19 protein-coding genes are annotated in these 22,155 nt (G+C 68.2%); 11 read left to right on the forward strand and 8 right to left on the reverse strand.

The window, feature by feature from the left end; genetic code table 11:
• The 3 genes from AB7E35_RS10665 to sucC form a co-directional block, all read right to left on the reverse strand.
• On the reverse strand, nt 1–431 hold a 431-nt coding region (locus AB7E35_RS10665; protein ID WP_428167520.1), incomplete at its 3' end, for a protein phosphatase 2C domain-containing protein.
• A 339-nt stretch (nt 432–770) separates the two neighbouring features.
• Entirely contained in the window at nt 771–1,664 is an 894-nt protein-coding gene (gene sucD / locus AB7E35_RS10670; protein ID WP_428167521.1) for a succinate--CoA ligase subunit alpha, read from the reverse strand.
• A gap of 17 nt (nt 1,665–1,681) precedes the next feature.
• Nucleotides 1,682–2,842, reverse strand: a complete 1,161-nt coding sequence (gene sucC / locus AB7E35_RS10675) for an ADP-forming succinate--CoA ligase subunit beta (protein ID WP_428167522.1) — start codon at nt 2,840–2,842, stop codon at nt 1,682–1,684.
• Nucleotides 2,843–3,019: 177 nt separating this feature from the next.
• On the opposite strand from sucC, the gene argC reads away from it, so the two are divergent.
• A complete protein-coding gene (gene argC, locus AB7E35_RS10680; RefSeq protein ID WP_428167523.1) occupies nt 3,020–3,952 on the forward strand; it encodes an N-acetyl-gamma-glutamyl-phosphate reductase in 933 nt (310 codons plus the stop codon).
• A 337-nt stretch (nt 3,953–4,289) separates the two neighbouring features.
• Here argC and dprA read toward each other — a convergent pair whose 3' ends face one another.
• Complete coding sequence (gene dprA, locus AB7E35_RS10685; protein WP_428167524.1) at nt 4,290–5,522, reverse strand: DNA-processing protein DprA; 1,233 nt, start codon at nt 5,520–5,522, stop codon at nt 4,290–4,292.
• A gap of 38 nt (nt 5,523–5,560) precedes the next feature.
• Nucleotides 5,561–6,769 (reverse strand): LysM peptidoglycan-binding domain-containing protein, encoded by a 1,209-nt coding sequence (locus tag AB7E35_RS10690; RefSeq protein WP_428163759.1) that lies wholly within the window; start codon nt 6,767–6,769, stop codon nt 5,561–5,563.
• 201 nt (nt 6,770–6,970) lie between these two features.
• Between AB7E35_RS10690 and def the strand changes: the two genes are divergently transcribed.
• The 6 genes from def to AB7E35_RS10720 all read left to right on the forward strand — a co-directional run bounded on the left by def (nt 6,971) and on the right by AB7E35_RS10720 (nt 11,515).
• The gene (gene def / locus AB7E35_RS10695) at nt 6,971–7,483 is read left to right on the forward strand and encodes a peptide deformylase (RefSeq protein WP_428163760.1); all 513 of its coding nucleotides are present in this window, start codon (nt 6,971–6,973) and stop codon (nt 7,481–7,483) included.
• A complete protein-coding gene (locus tag AB7E35_RS10700; protein WP_428167525.1) occupies nt 7,480–7,968 on the forward strand; it encodes a hypothetical protein in 489 nt (162 codons plus the stop codon). Before def ends, AB7E35_RS10700 begins: the two co-directional genes overlap by 4 nt.
• A gap of 23 nt (nt 7,969–7,991) precedes the next feature.
• Nucleotides 7,992–9,086 (forward strand): methionyl-tRNA formyltransferase, encoded by a 1,095-nt coding sequence (locus AB7E35_RS10705; protein ID WP_428163762.1) that lies wholly within the window; start codon nt 7,992–7,994, stop codon nt 9,084–9,086.
• Entirely contained in the window at nt 9,083–9,844 is a 762-nt protein-coding gene (locus AB7E35_RS10710; protein ID WP_428167526.1) for an AzlC family ABC transporter permease, read from the forward strand. The genes AB7E35_RS10705 and AB7E35_RS10710 overlap by 4 nt, the downstream gene beginning before the upstream one ends.
• Nucleotides 9,841–10,176 (forward strand): AzlD domain-containing protein, encoded by a 336-nt coding sequence (locus AB7E35_RS10715; RefSeq protein ID WP_428167527.1) that lies wholly within the window; start codon nt 9,841–9,843, stop codon nt 10,174–10,176. The genes AB7E35_RS10710 and AB7E35_RS10715 overlap by 4 nt, the downstream gene beginning before the upstream one ends.
• A 133-nt stretch (nt 10,177–10,309) precedes the next feature.
• The gene (locus AB7E35_RS10720) at nt 10,310–11,515 is read left to right on the forward strand and encodes a phosphoglycerate kinase (RefSeq protein WP_428167528.1); all 1,206 of its coding nucleotides are present in this window, start codon (nt 10,310–10,312) and stop codon (nt 11,513–11,515) included.
• Between the two features lie 66 nt (nt 11,516–11,581).
• On the opposite strand, the gene AB7E35_RS10725 is transcribed toward AB7E35_RS10720, so the two are convergent.
• Nucleotides 11,582–12,481 carry a DMT family transporter gene (locus AB7E35_RS10725; RefSeq protein ID WP_428163766.1) on the reverse strand — a complete coding sequence of 300 codons (900 nt, stop codon included), beginning with the start codon at nt 12,479–12,481 and terminating at the stop codon, nt 11,582–11,584.
• A 52-nt stretch (nt 12,482–12,533) separates the two neighbouring features.
• Nucleotides 12,534–13,520 (reverse strand): glycosyltransferase family 32 protein, encoded by a 987-nt coding sequence (locus AB7E35_RS10730; RefSeq protein ID WP_428167529.1) that lies wholly within the window; start codon nt 13,518–13,520, stop codon nt 12,534–12,536.
• Between the two features lie 153 nt (nt 13,521–13,673).
• On the opposite strand from AB7E35_RS10730, the gene pyrF reads away from it, so the two are divergent.
• Entirely contained in the window at nt 13,674–14,492 is an 819-nt protein-coding gene (pyrF, locus tag AB7E35_RS10735; RefSeq protein ID WP_428167530.1) for an orotidine-5'-phosphate decarboxylase, read from the forward strand.
• A 228-nt stretch (nt 14,493–14,720) separates the two neighbouring features.
• Nucleotides 14,721–16,679 carry a methyl-accepting chemotaxis protein gene (locus tag AB7E35_RS10740; RefSeq protein ID WP_428167531.1) on the forward strand — a complete coding sequence of 653 codons (1,959 nt, stop codon included), beginning with the start codon at nt 14,721–14,723 and terminating at the stop codon, nt 16,677–16,679.
• 58 nt (nt 16,680–16,737) lie between these two features.
• On the opposite strand, the gene uvrA is transcribed toward AB7E35_RS10740, so the two are convergent.
• On the reverse strand, nt 16,738–19,821 hold the full coding sequence (uvrA, locus tag AB7E35_RS10745; RefSeq protein ID WP_428167532.1) for an excinuclease ABC subunit UvrA: 3,084 nt from the start codon (nt 19,819–19,821) through the stop codon (nt 16,738–16,740).
• A 326-nt stretch (nt 19,822–20,147) separates the two neighbouring features.
• Here uvrA and AB7E35_RS10750 point away from each other — a divergent pair, with 326 nt between their 5' ends.
• Nucleotides 20,148–21,323, forward strand: a complete 1,176-nt coding sequence (locus tag AB7E35_RS10750; protein WP_428167538.1) for an MFS transporter — start codon at nt 20,148–20,150, stop codon at nt 21,321–21,323.
• A gap of 206 nt (nt 21,324–21,529) precedes the next feature.
• Nucleotides 21,530–22,087, forward strand: a complete 558-nt coding sequence (gene ssb, locus AB7E35_RS10755) for a single-stranded DNA-binding protein (protein WP_428163771.1) — start codon at nt 21,530–21,532, stop codon at nt 22,085–22,087.
• Nucleotides 22,088–22,155 lie beyond the last annotated feature (68 nt).

Raw genomic sequence — 22,155 nt, forward strand, 5'->3', positions numbered from 1 at the left:
GTGATTTGCCGCAGCTCGCCCGCGCGCAGGCGGTAGCAGCGCGAGTCGCCCAGGTGGCCCAGGATGAGCCGGTCACCATGAAACACGCCCACCACCAGCGTGGTGCCCATGCCCTGGTATTGCGGGTGGGCCAGTGATGCGCCCAGGATGGCGTGGTTGGCGTTGTCCACGCAGGCCTGCAGGGCCTGGCGCACGTCGGCGGTCTGTGCGTGCGCGCCCTCGGTTTGCAGCCAGAGCTCCATCTCGGTGCCCACGTAGCTGGTGGCCATGCCGCTGGCCACTTCGCCCGCGTTGTAGCCGCCCATGCCGTCGGCCAGGATGACCAGGTTGACTGATTCATGGACGGCAACTGCGTCTTCGTTGTTGGTGCGCACGCGCCCGGTGTCGGTCAGCGCGTAAAACTCGTAGTGCAGCGCTGGCTGTGGTTTCATAAGCCTCCCCGGAGTTCGCTGCGCACAGGGGCAGCGGCCAGCGCTGGCGTGGGCATGGCGGTCTGCTGAAGGTGTTTCATGTCGCCGCTGGCTGCACTGTGTTTTGTATGGATTTGTGCATCATAGATCACGCCTTCAGGCCCAGTAGCGCGGGTTTTGGCGGGTGTGGTGGCGTCATTTTTTGCGCGCGCGGATGACGGCGTGCCACAAGTGCAATGTTTGTCCTCGCATCAAGTCAAAACGCCAGCCCAGGCATTCCCGGACTGGCGTTTTCTCAAAAAACCAGCAGTGCAAAACGGGCGCCCGCAGGCCGCTTCTGCCGTGCCTGCGGGGGCTGGCTTACAGCAGGCCCTTGAGGATGCGGCCCATCTCGGACGGGTTGCGCGTGATCTTGAAGCCGCACTCTTCCATGATGGCCAGCTTGGCGTCGGCCGTGTCGGCGCCGCCGGAGATCAGCGCGCCCGCGTGGCCCATGCGTTTGCCGGGAGGGGCAGTCACGCCGGCGATGAAGCCGACGATGGGCTTCTTCATGTTGTCCTTGCACCAGCGGGCGGCTTCGGCTTCGTCGGGACCGCCGATTTCGCCAATCATGATGACGGCATCGGTGTCGGGGTCGTCGTTGAAGGCGCGCATCACGTCGATGTGCTTCAGGCCGTTGATGGGGTCGCCACCAATGCCCACGGCAGACGACTGGCCAATGCCCAGCTCGGTCAGCTGCGCCACGGCTTCATAGGTCAGCGTGCCGGAGCGGCTTACCACGCCGATGCGGCCCTTCTTGGTGATGTGGCCGGGCATGATGCCGATCTTGATCTCGTCGGGCGTGATCAGGCCGGGGCAGTTGGGGCCCAGCAGCAGGGTCTTCTTGCCGCCAGCGGCTTCCTTGGCGCGCATTTTGTTGCGCACTTCCAGCATGTCGCGCACCGGAATGCCTTCGGTGATGCAGATGGCCAGGTCCAGGTCGGCCTCTACGGCTTCCCAGATGGCAGCCGCGGCGCCTGCGGGCGGCACGTAGATCACCGACACCGTGGCGCCGGTTTGCTGGGCGGCTTCCTTGACGGAGGCGTAGATCGGGATGTTGAAGATGGACTCACCGGCCTTCTTGGGGTTTACGCCGGCCACAAAGCAGTTTTTGCCATTGGCGTATTCCTGGCACTTTTCGGTGTGGAACTGGCCGGTCTTGCCAGTGATGCCCTGGGTGATGACTTTGGTGTCTTTATTGATGTAGATGGACATGTTGCTCTCTCCAGGGCTTAGCGGACGGCTTCTACGATCTTCGTGGCGGCTTCGGCCATGGTGTCGGCGCTGATGATGGGCAGGCCCGACTCGGCCAGCATCTTCTTGCCCAGCTCTTCGTTCGTGCCCTTCATGCGCACGACCAGCGGCACCTGCAGGTTCACGGCCTTGCAGGCGGTGATCACGCCGGTGGCGATGGTGTCGCACTTCATGATGCCGCCGAAGATGTTGACCAGAATGCCCTTGACCTTGGGGTTCTTGAGCATGATCTTGAAGGCTTCGGTCACCTTCTCGGGGGTGGCACCGCCGCCCACGTCCAGGAAGTTGGCGGGTTCGCCGCCAAACAGCTTGATGGTGTCCATGGTCGCCATGGCCAGACCTGCGCCGTTGACCAGGCAGCCGATGTTGCCGTCCAGGCTGATGTAGGCCAGGTCAAACTTGCTTGCTTCGACTTCTGCGGGGTCTTCTTCGTCCAGGTCGCGCAGGGCCACGATCTCGGGGTGACGGAACAGCGCGTTGGCATCAAAGTTGAACTTGGCGTCCAGGGCCATCAGGTTGCCGTTGGAGTCGCAGTTCAGGGGGTTGATCTCGACCAGCGACGCGTCGGTGTCCATGTAGCACTTGTACAGCTTGGCGAACAGATCCACGGCCTGGTCCACCGAAGCGCCCGTCAGGCCAATGGCCGCGGCAATCTTCTTGGACTGCTCGGCGGTGATGCCGGTCAGCGGGTCGATGTACTCGGTGACGATCTTCTCGGGGGTGGCATGGGCCACTTCCTCGATGTCCATGCCGCCTTCGGACGACGCGATGAAGGCCACCTTTTGCGTGGCGCGGTCGGTCACCAGCGACACGTACAGTTCTTTCTTGATGTCGGCGCCGTCTTCGATGTACAGGCGGCGCACCTTCTGGCCTTCGGGGCCGGTCTGGTGCGTGACCAGCTGCATGCCCAGAATGTCGCTGGCGCGTGCCTTCACGTCGTCAATGGTCTTGGCCACCTTCACGCCGCCGCCCTTGCCACGGCCACCGGCGTGGATCTGGGCCTTGACCACCCACACGGGGCCGCCGAGCTTTTGTGCGGCTTCCACGGCTTCTTGCACCGTGAAAGCGGGGATGCCACGCGGAACGGGCACGCCGAAACTGCGCAAGATTTCCTTGCCTTGGTATTCGTGAATCTTCATGAGGTCTCTCTCAGGGGAAGGATGGTGTTTTGTTGCCCGTTTTGCCGACAAGCGGGAATCAGACCGCTCGGGCGATAACGGCGGCGGGCAAATGTATCATGCTGCAGCGCACCACCCATGTGGTTTCAACTTACGTGCGGGCCGCTCCATGCAGGTCCGCAGCAGGAGCTTTTTTCCATGCCCAAGGTCTTTATTGATGGCGAGGCAGGCACCACCGGCCTGCAGATCCGTGAACGTTTGCAGGCCATGCCCCAGGTCGATCTGGTCAGCATTGCCCCCGAACTGCGCAAAGACCCCGCCGCCAAGCGTGCGCTGATCGCCGGTGTCGATCTGGTGGTGCTGTGCCTGCACGACGACGCTGCACGCGAGACCGTGGCGCTGGTGGACGCCATCAGCGCCGAGACGGGGCGCACCATCAAGATCATCGACGCATCCACCGCGCACCGCACGGCGCCGGGCTGGGTGTTTGGCTTTCCAGAGCTGGCCGCGGGCCAGGCGGATGCCGTGCGCGGCGCCACGCGCGTGGCCAACCCCGGCTGCTACGCCACCGGCGCCATCGCGCTGCTGCGCCCGCTCGTCGATGCCGGGCTGGTGCCCGCCGATCACCCGCTGGCGCTGCCGTCGGTCAGTGGTTATTCGGGTGGTGGCCGCACCATGATCGAAGCCTACGAAGGCGGCCAGGCCGCGCCCTTCGAGCTGTACGCGCTGGGCCTGGAACACAAGCACCTGCCCGAGATCATGCGCTACACCGGCCTGACGCGCCGGCCCATCTTTGTACCGGCGGTGGGCAACTTCCGCCAGGGCATGCTGGTGCAACTGCCCCTGCATCTGGACTTGCTGCCGGGCGCGCCCAAGGCTGCCGACCTGCACGACGCCCTGGCCGCGCACTACGCCCGCAGCAACACGCCGGAGCAGTGGGTCAAGGTGCTGGCGCCCACCGATGACTTGAAGCTGGCCGCCGACACGCTGGCCGACACCAATCAGCTGGAGCTGCGCGTATTTGCCAACGAGCAGCATCGCCACGCCCTGCTGGTGGCCCGCCTGGACAACCTGGGCAAGGGCGCCAGCGGCGCTGCCGTGCAGAACCTGCAACTGATGCTGGGGCTGTGACTACAAAAATCATAGCTGCCAGCGCTTGTTTTATAAGGGCTGGCGGTGGTTTTTCCTGCTTGGCGACATGCCTCAGGGCGCTTTCGCTCTCCCTCCCCCGCTGGGGGAGGGTAGGGGTGGGGGTCTGCCTGGCGCACCGCAAAAACCATGAAGGGTGCACTAGCCGCGCCCCCATTCCCGCCCTCCCCCAGAGGGGGAAGAGGAGTCTGAGACAAGTCGCCAATCAAGCAGTTCTGAATCGAAATCTGCCGGCCTGATCGAAGTGCGTCAAAAAATAAGCCAAATGCCCTTCAGCCCAATTGGGACAAGCGCAAGCAGCTATTGACTCGATAGCAAATCAAGCCCTGCCCTGGCGCTGAAACAGCCCGCCCGGCAGCCGCGCCACCTGGCCGTCCAGCTCCAGCTCCAAAAGCCGTACCTGCAGCGTGGCGGCATCCAACCCGGTGCGTGCCACCAGCGCGTCCAGCCCCTGCGGGTCAAAGCCCAGCGCGTCCAGCACGCATTGGTAGTCGGGCATGGCTGGCGGTTGCCCGGTCGTATCGGTATCGGCTTGCGCGTTGGCTGGCGTTGACGGGGGCAGTTGCAGCTCTTCCAGCACGTCCTGGGCTGATTCCACCAGCTTGGCGCCCTGGCGTATCAGCGCATGGCAGCCGCGCGACTGCGGCGCGTGGATGGAGCCGGGAATGGCGAACACCTCACGCCCCTGCTCGGCCGCCAGCCGCGCGGTGATCAGCGAGCCCGAGGCCAGCGCGGCCTCTACCACCAGCGTGCCCTGCGACAGCCCGGCGATGATGCGGTTGCGCTTGGGAAAGTTGGCCGGCAGCGGCGGCGTGCCCAGGGGGTATTCGCTGATCAGCAGGCCGTGGCGCGCAATGCGGTGGGCCAGGTCGCGGTGGGCGGCAGGGTAGACCCGATCCAGCCCTGTGCCGACGACGGCGATGGTGGCCGGCGTGGCGGCGTTGTCGGGGGCGTCGATCAGCGCGCCCTCGTGCGCCGCCGCGTCAACTCCCAGAGCCAGCCCCGACACGATGCACAGCCCCGCCGCGCGCAGTGCGCGTGCAAACTGCAGCGCGTGCTGTGCGCCCTGGGCCGTGGGGTTGCGGCTGCCCACCATGGCCACGCAGCGCTGGGGAGCAAAGGGCGCGTTGCCGCTGTGCACGAACCGCGGCGCGCCCAGCAGGTACAGCAGCGGCGGCGGGTCTTCGGTGGCAAGCAGGGCAGGTGGGTAGGCTGCATCGCCCAGGGTAACGATGCGGTGCGCGGGTCGCTGCGCGCCGGGCGTTTTCGAGACATTGGGCTTATCGGGTGCGCAGGGTGATTCAGATGGGCCGACCAGGCTGCCAGCCTGGAGCCACTGCCAGGTTTGCTCCAGCAGCGGCTCCAGCCCTTCGGGCACGGCGGCCAGGGCGCGCGCCTGCGCGGCCGTCACGCAGTCGCGCCAGGCGCTTTCGCTCTGCGCAAAAATATTCTGCGGCAGACCAAAGGCGGCCAGCAGCCGCCGCGCCGCGCTGTTGCCCACGCCAGGTGTGATGGTCAGTCGCAGCCAGGCTGCGAGCTCGTCGCGTTGCATGCGCAGGGGCGCAAAACGGCGGGGCGGGCCGCCGGGCGTTATTCGGGGTTGACCAGCCGGTCGCCCACGCGCACGGTGCGGTCGGCCTGCACGATGAGCGCGTAGGACACGCGATCGAAGGTGAGGAAGACCATCGCCAGGCCGTTGCTTTCGCTGGGCAGGCGGATCATGGCGCGGGCTTCGTCGGTCTTGTCCACCAGACGCTCGCCGCGGGTCAGCAGCTGCAACACATGGCCGGCTTCCATGCCGTCGCGTGCGCCGCGGTTGATGGTGATTACCTGATTCTGGCCGGCATTGGCTACGGCGCTGCCGTAGATGGACACCACGCTGGCATCCACGGGCGACTGCGGAGCCCGCGGTGCATAGCTGTTGAAGGTGCGCTGCGGAGCGGGCAGCATGCGGTCGCCCGCGCGGATTTCTTCGCGGGCGCCTGACAGCTCGAGCGTGGCGGGCACCAGATCCAGCTCGGCGTCTGCCTGCGCCGGGTCGGAGCCGGGCGCCGGGGCAGTGGATTCGCCGCGCACCAGTTCGGCGCGGCCGACGTATTGCGCCTCGTAGCCCAGCACTTCGCCGGTGTTGGGGTCCTTGAGCGCCACGGCATTGCGAAACACCCGGTACAGGCGCGCGGCGCCGGGCGCCATTGTCAGCGGGCTGCCCTGCGGGCCGCGTGCGTAGGCGCGGTCGCCGTTGGCCATCAGCACGCGCTCATCGCGGGTGGCCACGATGCGTGGGGCCTGCAGCAGCGCCAGCTCGTCCACCACCAGCGGCTCGACGAGGAAGGGCTCGATCAGGTGCGGCTGCAGCGTGGGAAGCGCCGTGCCGGCCAGGCTGTCGTAGCGCGTGCGCGGCGACACGCGCACGGTCTCGCTGGCGTCGCCGGGGCTGGTGCGCAGGCGTGCGTAGCCGTCGGCGCGGTCCAGGTACAGCGTCTGGCCCGGAAAGATCAAGTGCGGGTTGGGGATGGCCTGCAGGTTCATGCCCCACAGCTCGGGCCAGCGCCAGGGGCGCTGCAGGTACATGCCGGAGATGCCCCACAGCGTGTCGCCGCGTTTGACCACGTACACGTCGGGCGCATTGGCCGCCAGCTCGGACACGGGAACGCCGCGCGAGGCCACCTGCTGCGCCGTGGCACGCTGTGCTGCGGTGACGGGGTGGTTCTGGGCCTGCGCTGCCGGGGCCATGACGGCGCCCGCCAGCATGGCCAGAACGCCCAGCGCCGTGGCGCGCCCGCGGGCCGTACTCGTCATATTGTTCTTCGTGTCATTCATTGAAAAACGTCCCTCTTGTTGCAGTGCAGTTAATCCGCCTGACGCCAGAAACTACCGCAAAGACATTACAAAGCATTTGAGATTCTGTGTCCAAGCCCTTGATTGGGCAACGATTATTGCTGCCGTGCCTGCATCGGTCCGCAAAAGTGGCGAAAATAGCGACATATTCGACGCGCTGCCATGGCCATTCTTCCGATTCTCTGTTACCCCGATCCCCGCCTGCACAAGGTAGCCCGGCCAGTGGCTGCCGTGGACGAGCGCGTGCGCGCCATCGTGGACGATATGTTTGCCACCATGTACGACGCCCACGGCATTGGCCTGGCGGCCACGCAGGTGGACGTGCACGAGCGCATTGTCGTCATCGACGTGTCCGAAGAGCGCGACACGCCGCTGGTGCTGATCAACCCCGAGATCACCTGGGCCAGCCCCGACAAGCAGGTGGGCGACGAGGGCTGCCTGTCGGTGCCCGGCATCTACGACGGGGTGGAGCGTTCCAGCGCCGTGCATGTGCGCGCCCTGGACCGTGACGGCCAGGCGCGCGTGATCGAGGCCGAGGGCCTGCTGGCCGTGTGCATCCAGCACGAGATGGACCACCTGATGGGCAAGGTGTTCGTCGAATACCTCTCGCCGCTCAAGCGCAACCGCATCAAGACCAAGCTGCTCAAGCAGCAAAAACAGGCTGCGCACGCATGACCCGCCTGGGCGCGCCGCTGGTGGTATTGCTGGCGGCGCTGCTCGTCGGCTGCGCGGTGCCTGAATGGCAGCCACCCGGCACGCCGCAGGCCGACATCCAGCGCGCCTTCGGCCAGCCCACGCTCACGCTGGCGCTGCAAGGCGGCGGTGAACGGCTGATCTACAGCCGCCAGCCCGCAGGGCAAGAGGTCTATCACATGGACTTTGACGCGCAGCGCCGCCTGGCGCGTGTGGAGCAGGTGCTGACTCAAGAGCGCTTTGCGGCGCTGCAAAGCGGCGTGGACGGGCAAAGCGACGTGCTGCACACCTTCGGCCCGCCCGCTCTGGTGGAGAGGGTGGCCAGCTTCAACGGCGATATCTGGACCTACCGCATCCTGGACAATGGCTATCCGCGCCAGGCCCATGTGCACATCGACCCGGCAGGGCTGGTGCAGCGCGTGATGTTCACGGACGAGTTCCTGAACGGCGACGATCCCCGAGATTAACCCCCTATTTTTTAATCCGCCGCATGAGAGTCATTTTTGCCGGCACCCCCGACTTTGCGCGCGTAGCCCTGGAGCAGCTGCTGGCGGCCGGGCACGCCGTGCCCCTGGTGCTGACCCAGCCCGACCGCCCCGCCGGCCGCGGCATGAAGCTGCAGGCCTCGCCCGTCAAGCAATGCGCGCAGCAGCACGGCATTGCCGTGGCCCAGCCCCTGAGCCTGCGCCTGGACGGCAAATACCCCGAAGACGCCGCCGCGGCCCGCGCCGCCATTGACGCCGCGCAGGCCGACGTGATGGTGGTGGCCGCCTACGGGCTGATCCTGCCGCAATGGGTGCTGGATACCATGAGCGCCGCCCGGCCGCCCGAAGGCGCGAAGGCCCCCCCGGGGGGCAGCGAACCACGCGCAGCGGGGAGCGTGGGGGCCAGGGGGCTAGGGTGTTTGAACATCCACGCCAGCGTGCTGCCGCGCTGGCGCGGCGCCGCGCCCATCCACCGCGCCATCGAAGCCGGCGACGCCGAGACTGGCGTGACCATCATGCAGATGGACGCAGGACTGGACACGGGCGACATGCTGCTGCTGGAAAAGACCGCCATCACCCCGGCCGACACCACGGCCACGCTGCACGACCGCCTGGCCAGCCTGGGCGGGCGCCTGATCGTGCAGGCGCTGGACCTGGCGGCCCGCGGCGCCCTGGTGGCCACGCCGCAGCCCGGCGAGGGCGTGACCTACGCGCACAAGATCGACAAGGCCGAGAGCACCATCGACTGGCGCGACAGCGCCGAGGTGATCGCCCGGCGCGTGCGCGCCTTCGACCCCTTTCCCGGTGCGGCCACCACGCTGGGGGCCGACGTCATCAAGGTGTGGGGCTGTGAAATTGATAGCTGCTCACGCCCGTCAGGCGTGGGTTGTGGCCAGATTCTGCATGTGGGCGACGACGGCATCACCGTGGCCTGCGGCACAGGCAGTGCAGGCGGTTCAGGCAGTGGGGGCAGCGCGCTGCGCCTGACGGTGCTGCAGCGCGCCGGCGGCAAGCGCTTGCCGGCCGCCCAGTTCCTGCGCGGCTTCGCGCTGGCGCCGGGCATGGTGCTGGGCGCAGCGGACGGCAGCGCCGCGCCATGAGCCTGGCCCGCTGGCGCGCCAGCCTGCGCGATCCGGCGTATCGCCAGGGGGTGAGCGACATGATGGGCACTGGTCTGGGCGTAGGTGCCTGGGCCCTGGTGACCGGCGTAGCCATGGTCAAGAGCGGCATGTCGGTGCCGCTGGCGCTGTTCATGTCGCTGGTGGTGTATGCGGGCAGCGCGCAGCTGGCCGTGCTGCCGCTGATGATGGCCGGCGCGCCGCTGTGGGTGATCTGGCTGACGGCCACCTGCGTGAACCTGCGCTTCGTGATCTTCAGCAGCATGTGGCGCAGCTACTTTGCCCACCTGCCGCGCCGCCAGCGGCTGGCGCTGGGCTACTTCAGCGGCGACGTGATCTTCGTGTGCTTCATGAAGCGCTACCCCAAGCCCGAACCCGCCCCCGGGCAGGTGCCCTATTTCTGGGGCGCGGCCACGGCCAACTGGCTGTGGTGGCAGGTGCCGTCGGTGGCGGGCATCTTGCTGGCCAATGTCATTCCGCTGTCGTGGGGCCTGGGCTTTGCGGGCGTGCTGGCACTGCTGGGCATTTTGTTGTCCATGCTGAACGACCGCGCCACCTGGCTGGCCACGGCCGTGGCGGGCTCGGCGGCCATTGCCACGTTTGCGCTGCCGCTCAAGCTCAACATTTTGGTGGCGATTGCGGCGGCGGTGACGGCCGGGCTGACCGCCGAGGCGGCCGAGCGCGCGCTGCGCCGCGCCCGTGCGCGGGCTGCCGGGGACGACGCAGAGGGCGGCGCATGAACGGCGAGTGGCTCGAACCCCTCATCGCCACGCTGGGGCTGGCGGTCATCACCGTGGTCACGCGGGCGTTCTTCATGATTCCCGAGCGCGAGCTGCCCATGCCTGACTGGCTGCGCCGCGGCCTGAAGTACGCGCCGCTGGCCGCGCTGACGGCCGTGATCGCGCCCGAGCTGTTCATGACCCAGGGCGCGCTGATGCACACGCTGCAGGACGCGCGCCTGCCCGCGCTGGCGGCGGCCTGCGGCTATTACTTCTGGCGCCGCGGCATTCTGGGCACCATCGTCGTGGGCATGGCGGTGTATTTGCCGCTGCGCATCGGGCTGGGCTGGTAGGCGCAAGCCCGCAGGCAGTTACGGCGCGGTTACCAAGCCGCCTACAATTTGCGCCGTTTTCACTCGCGCGGCTTTGCTGCAGCCGTTTCCATGACGGCACCGTGACGGCGCGGCGCATTTTCATCACATTCCCATGCACATCCTTCGCTTTTCTGACCTTTGCGCCCAGGGCCAGGCCCGTGGCCAGCGCGTTTTCATCCGTGCCGACCTGAACGTGCCGCAAGACGACGCCGGCCGCATCACCGAGGACACGCGCATCCGCGCCTCGGTGCCCTGCATCCGGATGGCGCTGGATGCCGGTGCCGCCGTGATGGTGACCAGCCACCTGGGCCGTCCCACCGAGGGCGCGTTCAAGCCCGAGGATTCGCTGGCCCCGGTGGCAAAGCGCCTGGGCGAGCTGTTGGGCCACCCGTACGAGAACGGCGTGCCGCTGGTGGCCGATTGGGTGGATGGCGTGAGCGTGCAGCCCGGCCAGGTCGTGCTGCTGGAAAACTGCCGCGTGAACCCGGGCGAGAAGAAAAACAGCCCCGATCTGGCGAAAAAGATGGCCGCCCTGTGCGACATCTACGTCAACGACGCCTTCGGCACGGCGCATCGCGCCGAGGGCACGACCTACGGCATCGCCGAACACGCCAGGACCGCCTGCGCCGGCCCGCTGCTGGCGGCCGAGATCGACGCCCTCACCCAGGCGCTGGCCAACCCGAAGCGCCCGCTGGTGGCCATCGTGGCGGGCTCCAAGGTCAGCACCAAGCTGACCATTTTGCAAAGCCTGTCCAGCAAGGTGGACGGGCTGGTGGTGGGCGGCGGCATTGCCAACACCTTCATGCTGGCCGCGGGCCTGCCCATCGGCAAGAGCCTGGCCGAGCCCGACCTGGTGAACGAGGCCAAAGCCGTGATCGCCGCCATGGCCGCGCGCGGCGCCGAAGTGCCCATCCCCACCGACGTGGTGGTGGCCAAGGCGTTTGCGGCCGATGCGCCCGCCACCGTGAAGAAGGCCACCGAAGTGGCCGAGGACGACCTGATCCTGGACATCGGCCCCGAGACGGCGGCCCGGCTGGCCGCGCAGCTCAAGGCCGCGGGCACCATCGTCTGGAACGGCCCGGTGGGCGTGTTCGAGTTCGACCAGTTCGCGGGCGGCACCAAGGCCATTGCGCAGGCCATCGCCGAATCGAGTGCCTTCAGCATCGCAGGCGGTGGCGACACGCTGGCCGCCATTGCCAAGTACGGCATCGAGAAAGACGTGGGCTACATCTCCACCGGCGGCGGCGCCTTCCTGGAGGTGCTGGAGGGCAAGCTGCTGCCGGCCTTCGAGATTTTGCAAAAGCGCGCGGTTGGGTGATGCGCTAAATTGCTATTAAAAAAAAAGAGCTGCTAGCGCTTGTCCCATAAGCGCTGGCAGCCATTTTTACTTGAGGTCTTGCGCCTGCGCCGCGCGGGCCGGCCATAGCACCGAGGCGATGGCCACCACCATCAGCCCCACGGCGGTCCAGTCCTGCCAGTGCAGCACCTCGCCCAGCCACAGCGCGCCGCTGAACACGCCCAGCACCGGAATCATCATCACGCTGAGCGTGGAGGCCACGGGCGGCAGCGTGCGCACCAGAAAGAACCACGCCGTCTGCGCAAAGCCCAGCACCAGCAGGCCGTTGTACAGGATGGCGGCCCAGGTCTGGGCGTCGGGTGGTGCCCAGCGCTGACGCTCGAAGGCCACCGCCAGCACGGTGAGCACGGCGCAGGTGATGGCCACCATCCAGAACGACAGCGTGAGCAGCGGCACCGGCACGCTCAGGCGCCGCATCAGCTGCGTGCCCAGGGCCCAGCCGGCGGCGGACACCAGCATCAGCGTCACGCCCAGGGGGCGGCCGCCCAGCGCGCCCACTTCATGCCACAGCAGCAGCACCACCCCCAGCAGCGCCGCGCCCACGCCCGTCCAGGCACGCCCGGCCAGGCGGTCGCCAAACACCAGCGCGCCCAGCACGGCCGAAAAGATGGGCATGGTGTAGCCCAGGATGGCCGCGCGCCCGCTGGACAGCTGCGGGATCGCCAGGATCATGAGCACATGCCAGATCACCATGTTGGTCAGCGTCAGCAGCACCACGCGGCCCCAGTGCGCGCGCTCGATGGTGAAGGGCAGTTTGCGCACCCATATCACCGCCGCCAGGATGGGCAGGCCCAGCCACAGCGACGCCGTGCGAAAGGTGAGTGGCGGAAAGTTCGCCACGCCCATCTTCATGACCGGCCAGTTGAGGCCCCAGACCAGGGTGAGAAGGACAAGAACGACAAGCTGGCGACGGGAAAGCGTAGGCATGGCGGGTATTGTGCAGGCCGCGTGCTGTTGGTGATGGCCAGCGCGGCTTCAATCACACGGGTGCGCAGGCCTGCGCCCACAGGCTGCCTGGCCGCGCGCCGCCGTGGTGGGCCAGCAGGGCCGCAAAATGCCGCCGCTCGCCGCCGCGCAGCTTCACCAGCGGCGCGGCGGGGCCGTGCAGGGGCGCCAGGCACAGCCGCGGGTACAGCAAATACCACTTCCAGCGCAGCGCGCTTTGGTAGAAATAGGCGGTGTCTTCGGCGCGCAGCAGCGCCAGGCGGTAAGCGCCGCCGCGGCGCAGCACCTGCTGGGCCGCCACGTGGATCAGCAGGTAATGCGGGTCGGCAATGCCTTGCAGCAGCGCCGCGCCCGTGGGCTGCTGGTGCACGGCAGCCAGGTAGGCGTCCGGCCCTTGCTCGATCAGCGCGCGGTGAAACTCCTGCTGCCAGGCGCTGACAAAGGGTGCGTGCGCGGGCGCGCCGAAGGCCCAGCTCTCTACGATGGGCCAGCGCGGGTCATGCGTGTAGCCCTGCAGAAAAAAGCCCGCAAACTCGCTGCCCAGCGCCTGCTGGTGGGCCTGCAGCCAGTCCAGCGACTGCGTGAGCACGATGGACGCATCCAGCCAGAAACCGCCGTGGTGGCGCACCAGGTACAGGCGCAGCCAGTCCGCCTGCTTGGTGGGGTCCAGCTGAGAGAAGCCGGGCGGCAGTTCGCCCGGGGCGACAAAGCGGTCCAGATTGCCGGCGTGCAGCACTTCAATGGCGTAGTCCGGGCACTGGCGGCGCCAGCTGCTGATGCACTGGGCCACCACGGGGTCCTGGGCGGCGCCGTTCCAGTAGCTCCAGATGCGCCGCGGAATGGGCGCCGGGGCGGGCGCCAGGCTGGATGCCGGATCGGGTGCCGGATCGGAGGCGCCGTCATTGCCCTGGAACACCGTGGGCACCGCCGTGCCCGGATAGGCGGCCGCACTGGCGGGGCGCAGCAGGGTCAACAAGCCAAGGGCGGCGCGCATCGCGCCGGCTGGAACAAGAGTAGGCATGGGCCGAGGGAGCTTGGAGTGTGAGGTGGCGACAAGGGCTGCAACGCGCCCGTCTGGCGCGCCGACGCTCGGGGGCCGGGCGATTATGGCGTTGGCTCGCCACGGCAGGCAGCGCACCAGGCACTTGCCGGATGCCTGCCTAAAATCGCGGGCATGACCTTTCTAGACATGCTGCGCGACGCCACCACGCGCAACGACTCCCTGCTGTGCGTCGGCCTGGACCCGGAGCCCACGCGTTTTCCTGCGTCGGTGCCGGCACACAAGATCTACGACTTTTGCGCCGCTATCGTGGATGCCACGGCCGACCTGGTGTGCGCCTTCAAGCCGCAGATCGCCTACTTTGCCGCGCATGGCGCCGAGGACCAGCTCGAGCGCCTGATGCAGCACATGCGCTGCAACGCGCCGCATGTTCCGGTCATTCTGGATGCCAAGCGCGGCGACATCGGCAGCACCGCCGAGCAGTACGCCAAAGAGGCCTTCGAGCGCTACGGCGCCGACGCCGTGACGCTGTCGCCCTTCATGGGCTTTGACTCCATCACTCCCTACCTGCAGTACCACGGCAAGGGCGCTTTTTTGTTGTGCCGCACTTCCAACCCCGGCGGCGACGACCTGCAGGCCCAGCGCCTGGCCAGCGTGGAAGGCCAGCCACTGGTTTATGAACACATTGCCCGGCTGGCCCAGGGCCCGTGGAACAAGAACGGCCAGCTGGGCCTGGTGGTGGGCGCCACTTACCCGCAAGAAATAGAGCGCGTGCGCGCCATCGCGCCCACGCTGCCGCTCTTGATCCCCGGCGTGGGCGCGCAGGGCGGCGATGCCGCTGCCACCGTGCGCGCCGGGCTGCGTGCGGACGGGCCCATCATCGTCAACTCGTCACGCGCGGTGCTCTACGCCTCGTCCGGGGCCGACTTCGCCACCGCTGCCCGCAGCGCCGCCCTGTCCACGCGGGCCGCGCTCAACGCCGCGCGGATCTGAGGCTTACTGCAAAATTAATAGCTGCCAGCGCTTGTCAAACAAGCGCTGGCAGCTTTTTTTGTGTATGACGGCTCGGATCTGGCCGGGGCGAGGCAGCGTGTCAAACATTTGACTAGCATCAAGCTTGCCGCTTTTTTGACCACAATGGCAATGCGGCTTGTGGGGTGAAACAAGGGTGGCTCCCTAAACTTGTCACAAATTTTTTCACACTTGGATGGTAGGCCGCCCATGCTGCTACTCGACCGCTTACACCTGTTTCACAAGCTCCTGATTCTGGGTGTCTTGGCCATCGTCATGACGGCACTGCCCGCCGGCTTGTACCTGCACACGCTGAGCGGCCAGATGCTGGCGCTGCGCACCCAGGCGGCCAGCATGCCGGCGCTGCAGCAGCTGGGCCAGGCGGTGCGGCTGGCGCAGACGCACCGCGGCCTTTCGGCCGGCATGCTGGGTGGCGATACCCAGCTGGCGGCACGCCGCCCTGCCGTGCGCGATGCGCTGGACCAGGCGCTGCAATCCACCGCCGCGCAATTGCAGGCGCTGGCGCCGCGGCAGGCCCAGGACTTTGCCCGCCTGCAGCAGGACTGGCAGCAATTGCAGCAGGCCGTGGCCGACCGCTCCATCGCGCCCGCGCAAAGCATGGCGCGCCACACCCAGCTGGTGGGGCAGCTGCTGGCTTTCAGCGACCAGCTGCTGCACACCAGCGGGCTGGCCACCAACGACGGCCGCGACACCCAGGCGCTGATCCAGGCGGCGCTGCAGCAACTGCCGCTGCTGGGCGAGCAGCTGGGCCTGCTGCGCGGGCAGGGGGCGGGCTTTCTGGCGCGCCGGGAACTGCCCCCCGAAAGCCGCGGACAGCTGCGCGCCCTGCGCGCGCGCGCCGATGAACTGCACAACGCCAGCCAGGCGGCCCTGCAACGCGCGTTGCAGTACGCGCCCGGCATCGAGTCACAACTAGCCGCGCCTCTGGCTGCGCAAAAGACCGGCGTGACCACCGGGCTGCAGCTGGCGGACAGCGGCCTGCTGAACGCCGCCGAGCTCACCTTGGCGCCAGCGCAGTACTTTGACACCCTGACCGCCAGCATCGAGGCGGTGAATGACCTGGCCGGAAAGGCCACCGCACTGCTGCTGGATCGCGTGCAGCAACAGGCCACGGCAGCGCAGCGCATGCTGTGGACCATTGTGGCGGTGCTGCTGGCCCTGGCGCTGGCCAGTTTGGCGCTGGGGGTGGTCTTCGTGCGCTCCATCACCCGTCCGCTGGGCCAGGCGGTGCAGTTGGCGCGCGCCGTGGCCGCAGGCGACCTGAGCGGCGCCGACCAGCCCCACGGCAGCAACGAAATCGGCCAGCTGATCGACGCGCAGCAGCACATGCGCGCGCAGCTGCGCCCCATCGTGGCCCAGGTGCGCCAGGGCGCCGAGGCCGTGGCGCTGGCCAGCCGCGAGATTGCGCTGGGCGACCACGACCTGTCGGGCCGCACCGAGGCCCAGGCCAGCGCGCTGGAGGAAACGGCCGCATCCATGGAGCAGCTCAGCGCCACGGTGCAGCACAACGCCGACACCGCGCGCGAGGCCAACCTGCTGGCCGAGCGCACCCGCGACATGGCGCTGCAAGGCGGCGCCAGCGTGGAGCAGATGGTGAACACCATGCACGGCGTGAGCCAGGCGTCGAAACAAATGGCCGAGATCATCCAGGTGATCGACGGCATTGCCTTCCAGACCAACATCCTGGCGCTGAATGCCGCCGTCGAGGCCGCGCGCGCGGGCGAGCAAGGGCGCGGCTTTGCCGTGGTGGCCACCGAGGTGCGCACCCTGGCGCAGCGCAGCGGCGAGGCGTCCAAGCAGATCCGCGGGCTGATCGAGGCCTCCGGCGCCCGCGTGGCCACCGGCCACCAGCAGGCCGACGCCGCCGCGCGCATCATGGCCGAGGTGGTCGAGAGCATCCAGCGCCTGAGCAGCCTGGTGGGCCAGATCAGCAACGCCAGCCAGGAGCAGGCCAGCGGCGTGGCGCAGGTGGGCGAGGCCATCACGTCGCTGGACCAGGTCACGCAGCAAAACGCGGCCCTGGTCGAGGAGATTGCCGCCGCCGCCGACAGCCTGAGCAGCCAGGCGCAAAGCCTGGTGCAGGCCGTGGCGGTGTTTCGCACGGACGACGCGGCGCAGCCCGCGCAGCCCGCGCAGCGGGTCGCCTGACACTCACAAAACAATAGCTGGCAGCGCTTTGCTTGCCTGGGCTAAAGGCGTTTTTGGTCTATGAAATCCCTGGCAGATAACGCTGTAGATAACGCCCGGTGTAGCTGGCCGGCTGGGCGGCCACCTGCTCGGGCGTGCCCTCGGCCACCACGGTGCCGCCGCCCGCGCCGCCTTCGGGGCCCATGTCGATGAGCCAGTCGGCGGTTTTGATCACGTCCAGGTTGTGCTCGATGACCACGATGGTGTTGCCCGCGTCGCGCAGTTGCAGCAGCACCTTGAGCAGCAGGTCAATGTCGGCAAAGTGCAGGCCGGTGGTGGGCTCGTCCAGGATGTAGAGCGTGCGGCCGGTGTCGCGCTTGGACAGCTCTTGCGCCAGCTTCACGCGCTGCGCCTCGCCGCCGGACAGCGTGGTGGCGCTCTGGCCCAGGCGGATGTAGGACAGGCCCACATCCAGCAGCGTCTGCAGCTTGCGCGCGATCGTGGGCACGTCTTTGAAGAAGGCGGCGGCGTCCTCCACCGTCAGCTCCAAAATCTGCGCGATGTTCTTGCCCTTCCACTGCACTTGCAGCGTTTCGCGGTTGTAGCGCTGGCCGTGGCACACGTCGCAGGGCACATAGACGTCGGGCAGAAAGTGCATCTCCACTTTCACCACGCCGTCGCCCTGGCAGGCCTCGCAGCGCCCGCCGCCCGTGGCCTGCGACACGTTGAATGAAAAGCGCCCGGGGCCGTAGCCGCGCTCGCGGGCGGTGGTGGTCTCGGCCATCAGCTCGCGGATCGGCGTGAACAGGCCGGTGTAGGTGGCCGGGTTGCTGCGCGGCGTGCGACCGATGGGGCTCTGGTCCACGTTGATGACCTTGTCGAAATACTCCAGCCCCTCGATGGCCTCGTGCGGCGCGGGCTCGTCGTGCGCGCGGTACAACTGGCGCGCCGCGGCCTTGTGCAGCGTGTCGTTGACCAGCGTGCTCTTGCCCGAGCCGGACACGCCCGTCACGCAGGTCAGCAGCCCTACCGGGAACTGCACGCTCACGTTCTTCAGGTTGTTGCCCGTGGCGCCCAGCACGCGCAGCGCCTGCAGCGGGCCCTGCGTGGCGTGGTGCTCGGCCAGGCGTTCCTTTTTGCGCTGGCTGGCGGCGGTTTCAGGAAAGCGGGACTTGGCCTTCTTCTCGGGCGCGGGCGTTGCGCCCTGCTGCAGCACCGGCAGCCAGGGCGTGCGCCGCGCGGGCACGGGCAGGGTCTTGGCGCCGCTCAGGTACTGGCCGGTCGGCGACGCGGGGTTGGCGCACAGGTCGGCATGGGTGCCCTGCGCCATCACGCGCCCGCCGTGCACGCCGGCGCCGGGGCCCATGTCCACGCAATGGTCGGCTGCGCGGATCATGTCCTCGTCGTGCTCCACCACGATCACGCTGTTGCCCAGGTCGCGCAGCCGCGTGAGGGTGGCAATGAGGCGGTCGTTGTCGCGCTGGTGCAGGCCGATGCTGGGCTCGTCCAGCACGTACATCACGCCCGTCAGGCCGCTGCCGATCTGGCTGGCCAGGCGGATGCGCTGCGCCTCGCCGCCCGACAGCGTCTCGGCGCTGCGGTCCAGGCTCAGGTAGGACAGGCCCACGTCGTTCAAAAAGGTAAGGCGCGCGGCAATCTCGCGCACGATCTTGTCGGCGATCTCGGCCCTGGCGCCGGCCAGCTGCAGGCCCTGGAACCAGGCCAGCGCGTCGGCCAGCGTCTTGTGGCTGATGTCGTAGATGCCCAAAGCGGCATCGCCCTCGCCCACCTTGACGTGCCGCGCCTCGCGGCGCAGGCGCGCGCCGTGGCATTCGGGGCAGGGCTGGGCGCTGCGATAGCGGGCCAGGTCTTCGCGCACCACGCTGGAGTCGGTCTCGCGCCAGCGCCGCGCCATGTTGGGCACGATGCCCTCAAAAGGGTGCTTCTTGACGATGGGCTGTCCCTTGTCCGGGCCGCTGTCCAGCAGGTAGCTGAAGGCGATTTCTTCGGTGCCCGAGCCGTGCAGGATGACCTGGCGCACCGGCTGCGGCAGCTGCTCGAAGGGCGTCTCCACGTCAAAGCCGTAATGCCGCGCCAGGCTCTCGAGCATGGCGAAGTAGTAGCCATTGCGCCGGTCCCAGCCCTTGATGGCGCCGCTGGCCAGGCTGATGTCGGGAAAGGCCACCACGCGCGCGGGGTCGAACACCTCTTGCTGGCCCAGGCCGTCGCAGGCCGGGCAGGCGCCCATGGGGGCGTTGAAGGAGAACAGCCGCGGCTCCAGCTCGGGCAGCGAATAGCTGCACACCGGGCAGGCGAACTTGCTGGAAAACAGATGTTCGGCGCCGGTGTCCATCTCCAGCGCCAGCACGCGGCCGTTGCCCTCGTGCCCGCCGACGCGCAGCACCGCCTCGATGCTCTCGGCCAGCCGCTGGCGGGCGTCGGGGCGCACCTTCAGGCGGTCTATCACCACGTCGATGTCGTGCTTTTCGGTCTTCTTGAGCTGCGGCAGGCTCTCGTGCTCGTAAATCTGGCCATCTACCCGAAAGCGCACGTAGCCCAGCGCCTGCATCTGCGCAAACAGCTCGGTGAACTCGCCCTTCTTGCCGCGCGCCACCGGCGCCAGCAGCATCAGGCGCGTGTCCTCGGGCAGGGCCAGCACCGCATCCACCATCTGGCTGACGGTCTGCGCCGCCAGTGGCAGGCCGTGGTCGGGGCAGTACGGCGTGCCGGCACGCGCGAACAGCAGGCGCAGGTAGTCGTGAATTTCGGTCACCGTGCCCACGGTGGAGCGCGGGTTGTGGCTGGTGGCCTTTTGCTCGATGGAAATCGCCGGCGACAGGCCCTCGATCAGGTCCACGTCGGGCTTGTCCAGCCGCCCCAGAAACTGCCGCGCGTAGGCCGACAGGCTTTCCACATAGCGCCGCTGGCCCTCGGCATACAGCGTGTCGAACGCCAGGCTGGACTTGCCCGAGCCCGACAGCCCGGTGATCACCACCAGCTGGTTGCGCGGAATGTCCAGGTCGATGTTCTTCAGGTTGTGCGTGCGCGCGCCGCGAATGCTGATGCGCTGCTCGCGCAGCACATGCGCCAGCGGGCGGCCGGCGGATGTTGCGTCGTCAGGCAAAGGGGGGCGGTCGTCGGGAAGGGGGTGAAGGGTTGGCATCGCGCAGGTGCCGTTGGGGCAAACGCAAGATGATAGGCCAGCCGTTGCGCAAGCGCTGCCCCGCCCACGGCTGCCCTGCGTGCCCCGCCGGGATGGCCTGCCCGCCGTCCGCAACTATTCATTCAATAGCTGCAAGCGCTTATCGCACAAGGGCCATAGCCATTTTTGACCATGCACCACACACCGCGCGTCGCACACCGCAGCAGCGCCAACCACACGGGCATGGGTGAGAATCGCCGCTTTTGACTCGCCACCCGCCCGCCGTGCCGGACACCGCCAAGCCCACCCCCACCGCCGCCACGCCCGCTGCCCGCCCATCCACCACCATGACCGCGCTGGAGCGCCGCTCCAGCGCGGGGCTGGCGCTGATTTTTGCGCTGCGCATGCTGGGCCTGTTCCTGGTGCTGCCGGTGTTTGCGCTGGAGGCGCGCTACTACCCGGGCGGTGACGACCCCGCGCTGGTCGGGCTGGCCCTGGGCGTGTACGGCCTGACGCAGGCGTTTTTGCAGCTGCCGCTGGGCATGGCGTCCGACCGCTTTGGCCGCAAGCGCGTCATCGTCGCCGGGCTGCTGGTGTTTGCCGCGGGCAGCCTGCTGGCGGCGCTGGCCGATTCGGTGACGGGCCTGCTGGCGGGCCGTGCGCTGCAGGGCGCGGGCGCCGTGTCGGCGGCGGTGACGGCGCTGCTGGCCGACCAGACGCGCGACGCGGTGCGCACCAAGGCCATGGCCCTGGTGGGCGCCAGCATCGGGCTGATGTTTGCCATTGCCCTGGTGGCGGCGCCGCTGCTCACGGCATGGGTCGGGCTGGCAGGGCTGTTCGGGCTGACCTGCGCGCTGGCGCTGGGCGGCGTGGCCGTGGTGCTGTGGGTGGTGCCGCCAGAGCCCGCGCGGCATGCCGACGCCCCCCGCGGGCGCCTGGCCGACGTGTGGCGCCATGCCGATCTGTTGCGCCTGAACCTGGGCGTGTTCGTGCTGCACACGGTGCAAATGGCCATGTGGGTGGCCGTGCCCGCCATGCTGGTGCAAGGCGGTCTGCACAAAGACGCGCACTGGCAGGTGTACCTGCCGGCGGTGGTGTTGTCTTTTGCGGCGATGGGCGGGGTTTTTGCCCTGGAGCGGCGCGGGCGCCTGCGCGCGGCGCTGCTGGCTGCCATCGGCCTAGTACTGCTGGTGCAGGTGGGCCTGGGGCTGCTGGCCGCCAGCGGGGTCGCACCGCCTTTGCTGCTGCTGGCGGCGCTGCTGTTCATCTTTTTTTGCGGCTTCAACGCGCTGGAGGCCACGCAGCCCAGCCTGGTGTCGCGCATGGCCCCGGCCAGCCTGCGCGGCGCGGCGCTGGGCAGCTACAACACGCTGCAGTCGCTGGGGCTGTTTGCCGGCGGCGCGTTAGGCGGCGCGCTGGCCAAATGGGCGGGCGCGCCCGGGTTGTTCATGGCCACCGCGCTGCTGACGGCGCTGTGGCTTGTGCTGACCTGGCCCCTGCGGCCCTTGGGGCGCCACGGCTGAGCGGTAAGGCGGCGCTGACGATGCGCGGAAACCGCGCGCAGATTCGCCCGTAGATTCGCCCGTAGATCCGCGCGCAACATCGGCCAAAAACGCATGCGCCCAAGCCCTGCGTGCACGGCGGGGTGCTTGCGGCACAATGGCGCGTCCGGCGCGGGACCCCTCCCTTTGCAGCCCGCGCCCCGTATTGACATAAAGGTTTTTCACGCATGGCATCCGTCAACAAAGTCATCATCGTCGGCAACCTGGGCCGCGATCCCGAAATGCGCTCCTTCCCCAGCGGCGACCAGGTCGCCAACGTGCGCATCGCCACGACGGACCGCTGGCGCGACAAGAACACTGGCGAAAACAAAGAGGCCACCGAGTGGCACAGCGTGGTCTTCAACGGCCGCCTGGCCGAGATCGTGGGCCAGTACCTGCGCAAGGGCTCGCAGGTCTATGTGGAAGGCAGCCTGCGCACCCGCAAGTGGACCGACCAAAGCGGCCAGGAGCGCTACACCACCGAAATCCGCGCCGACACCATGCAGATGCTGGGCAGCCGCCAGGGCATGGGCGGCCAGGGCGGCGGTGGCGGCTACGACGATGGCGGCTACGGTGGTGACAGCGGCGGCTACGACCAGCCCCAGCGCCGCCCCGCGCCCGCCGCCCGCCCCGCAGCGCCGCCCGCCCGCCCGGCCCCCGCGCCCATGGCCGCACCTGCTCCCGTGGCCCAGCCGCCGCGGGCAGCGTCGGGTTTTGACGACATGGATGACGACATTCCGTTCTGAAAGCGCTGATTAATCGCTTTTTGCTATGGACTGCAACGGCCCATGAAATAACATCATTGGCGTAGCGC

The organism is Diaphorobacter sp., assembly GCF_050251835.1.
In the GTDB taxonomy this organism is placed as follows: domain Bacteria; phylum Pseudomonadota; class Gammaproteobacteria; order Burkholderiales; family Burkholderiaceae_C; genus JBFXIE01.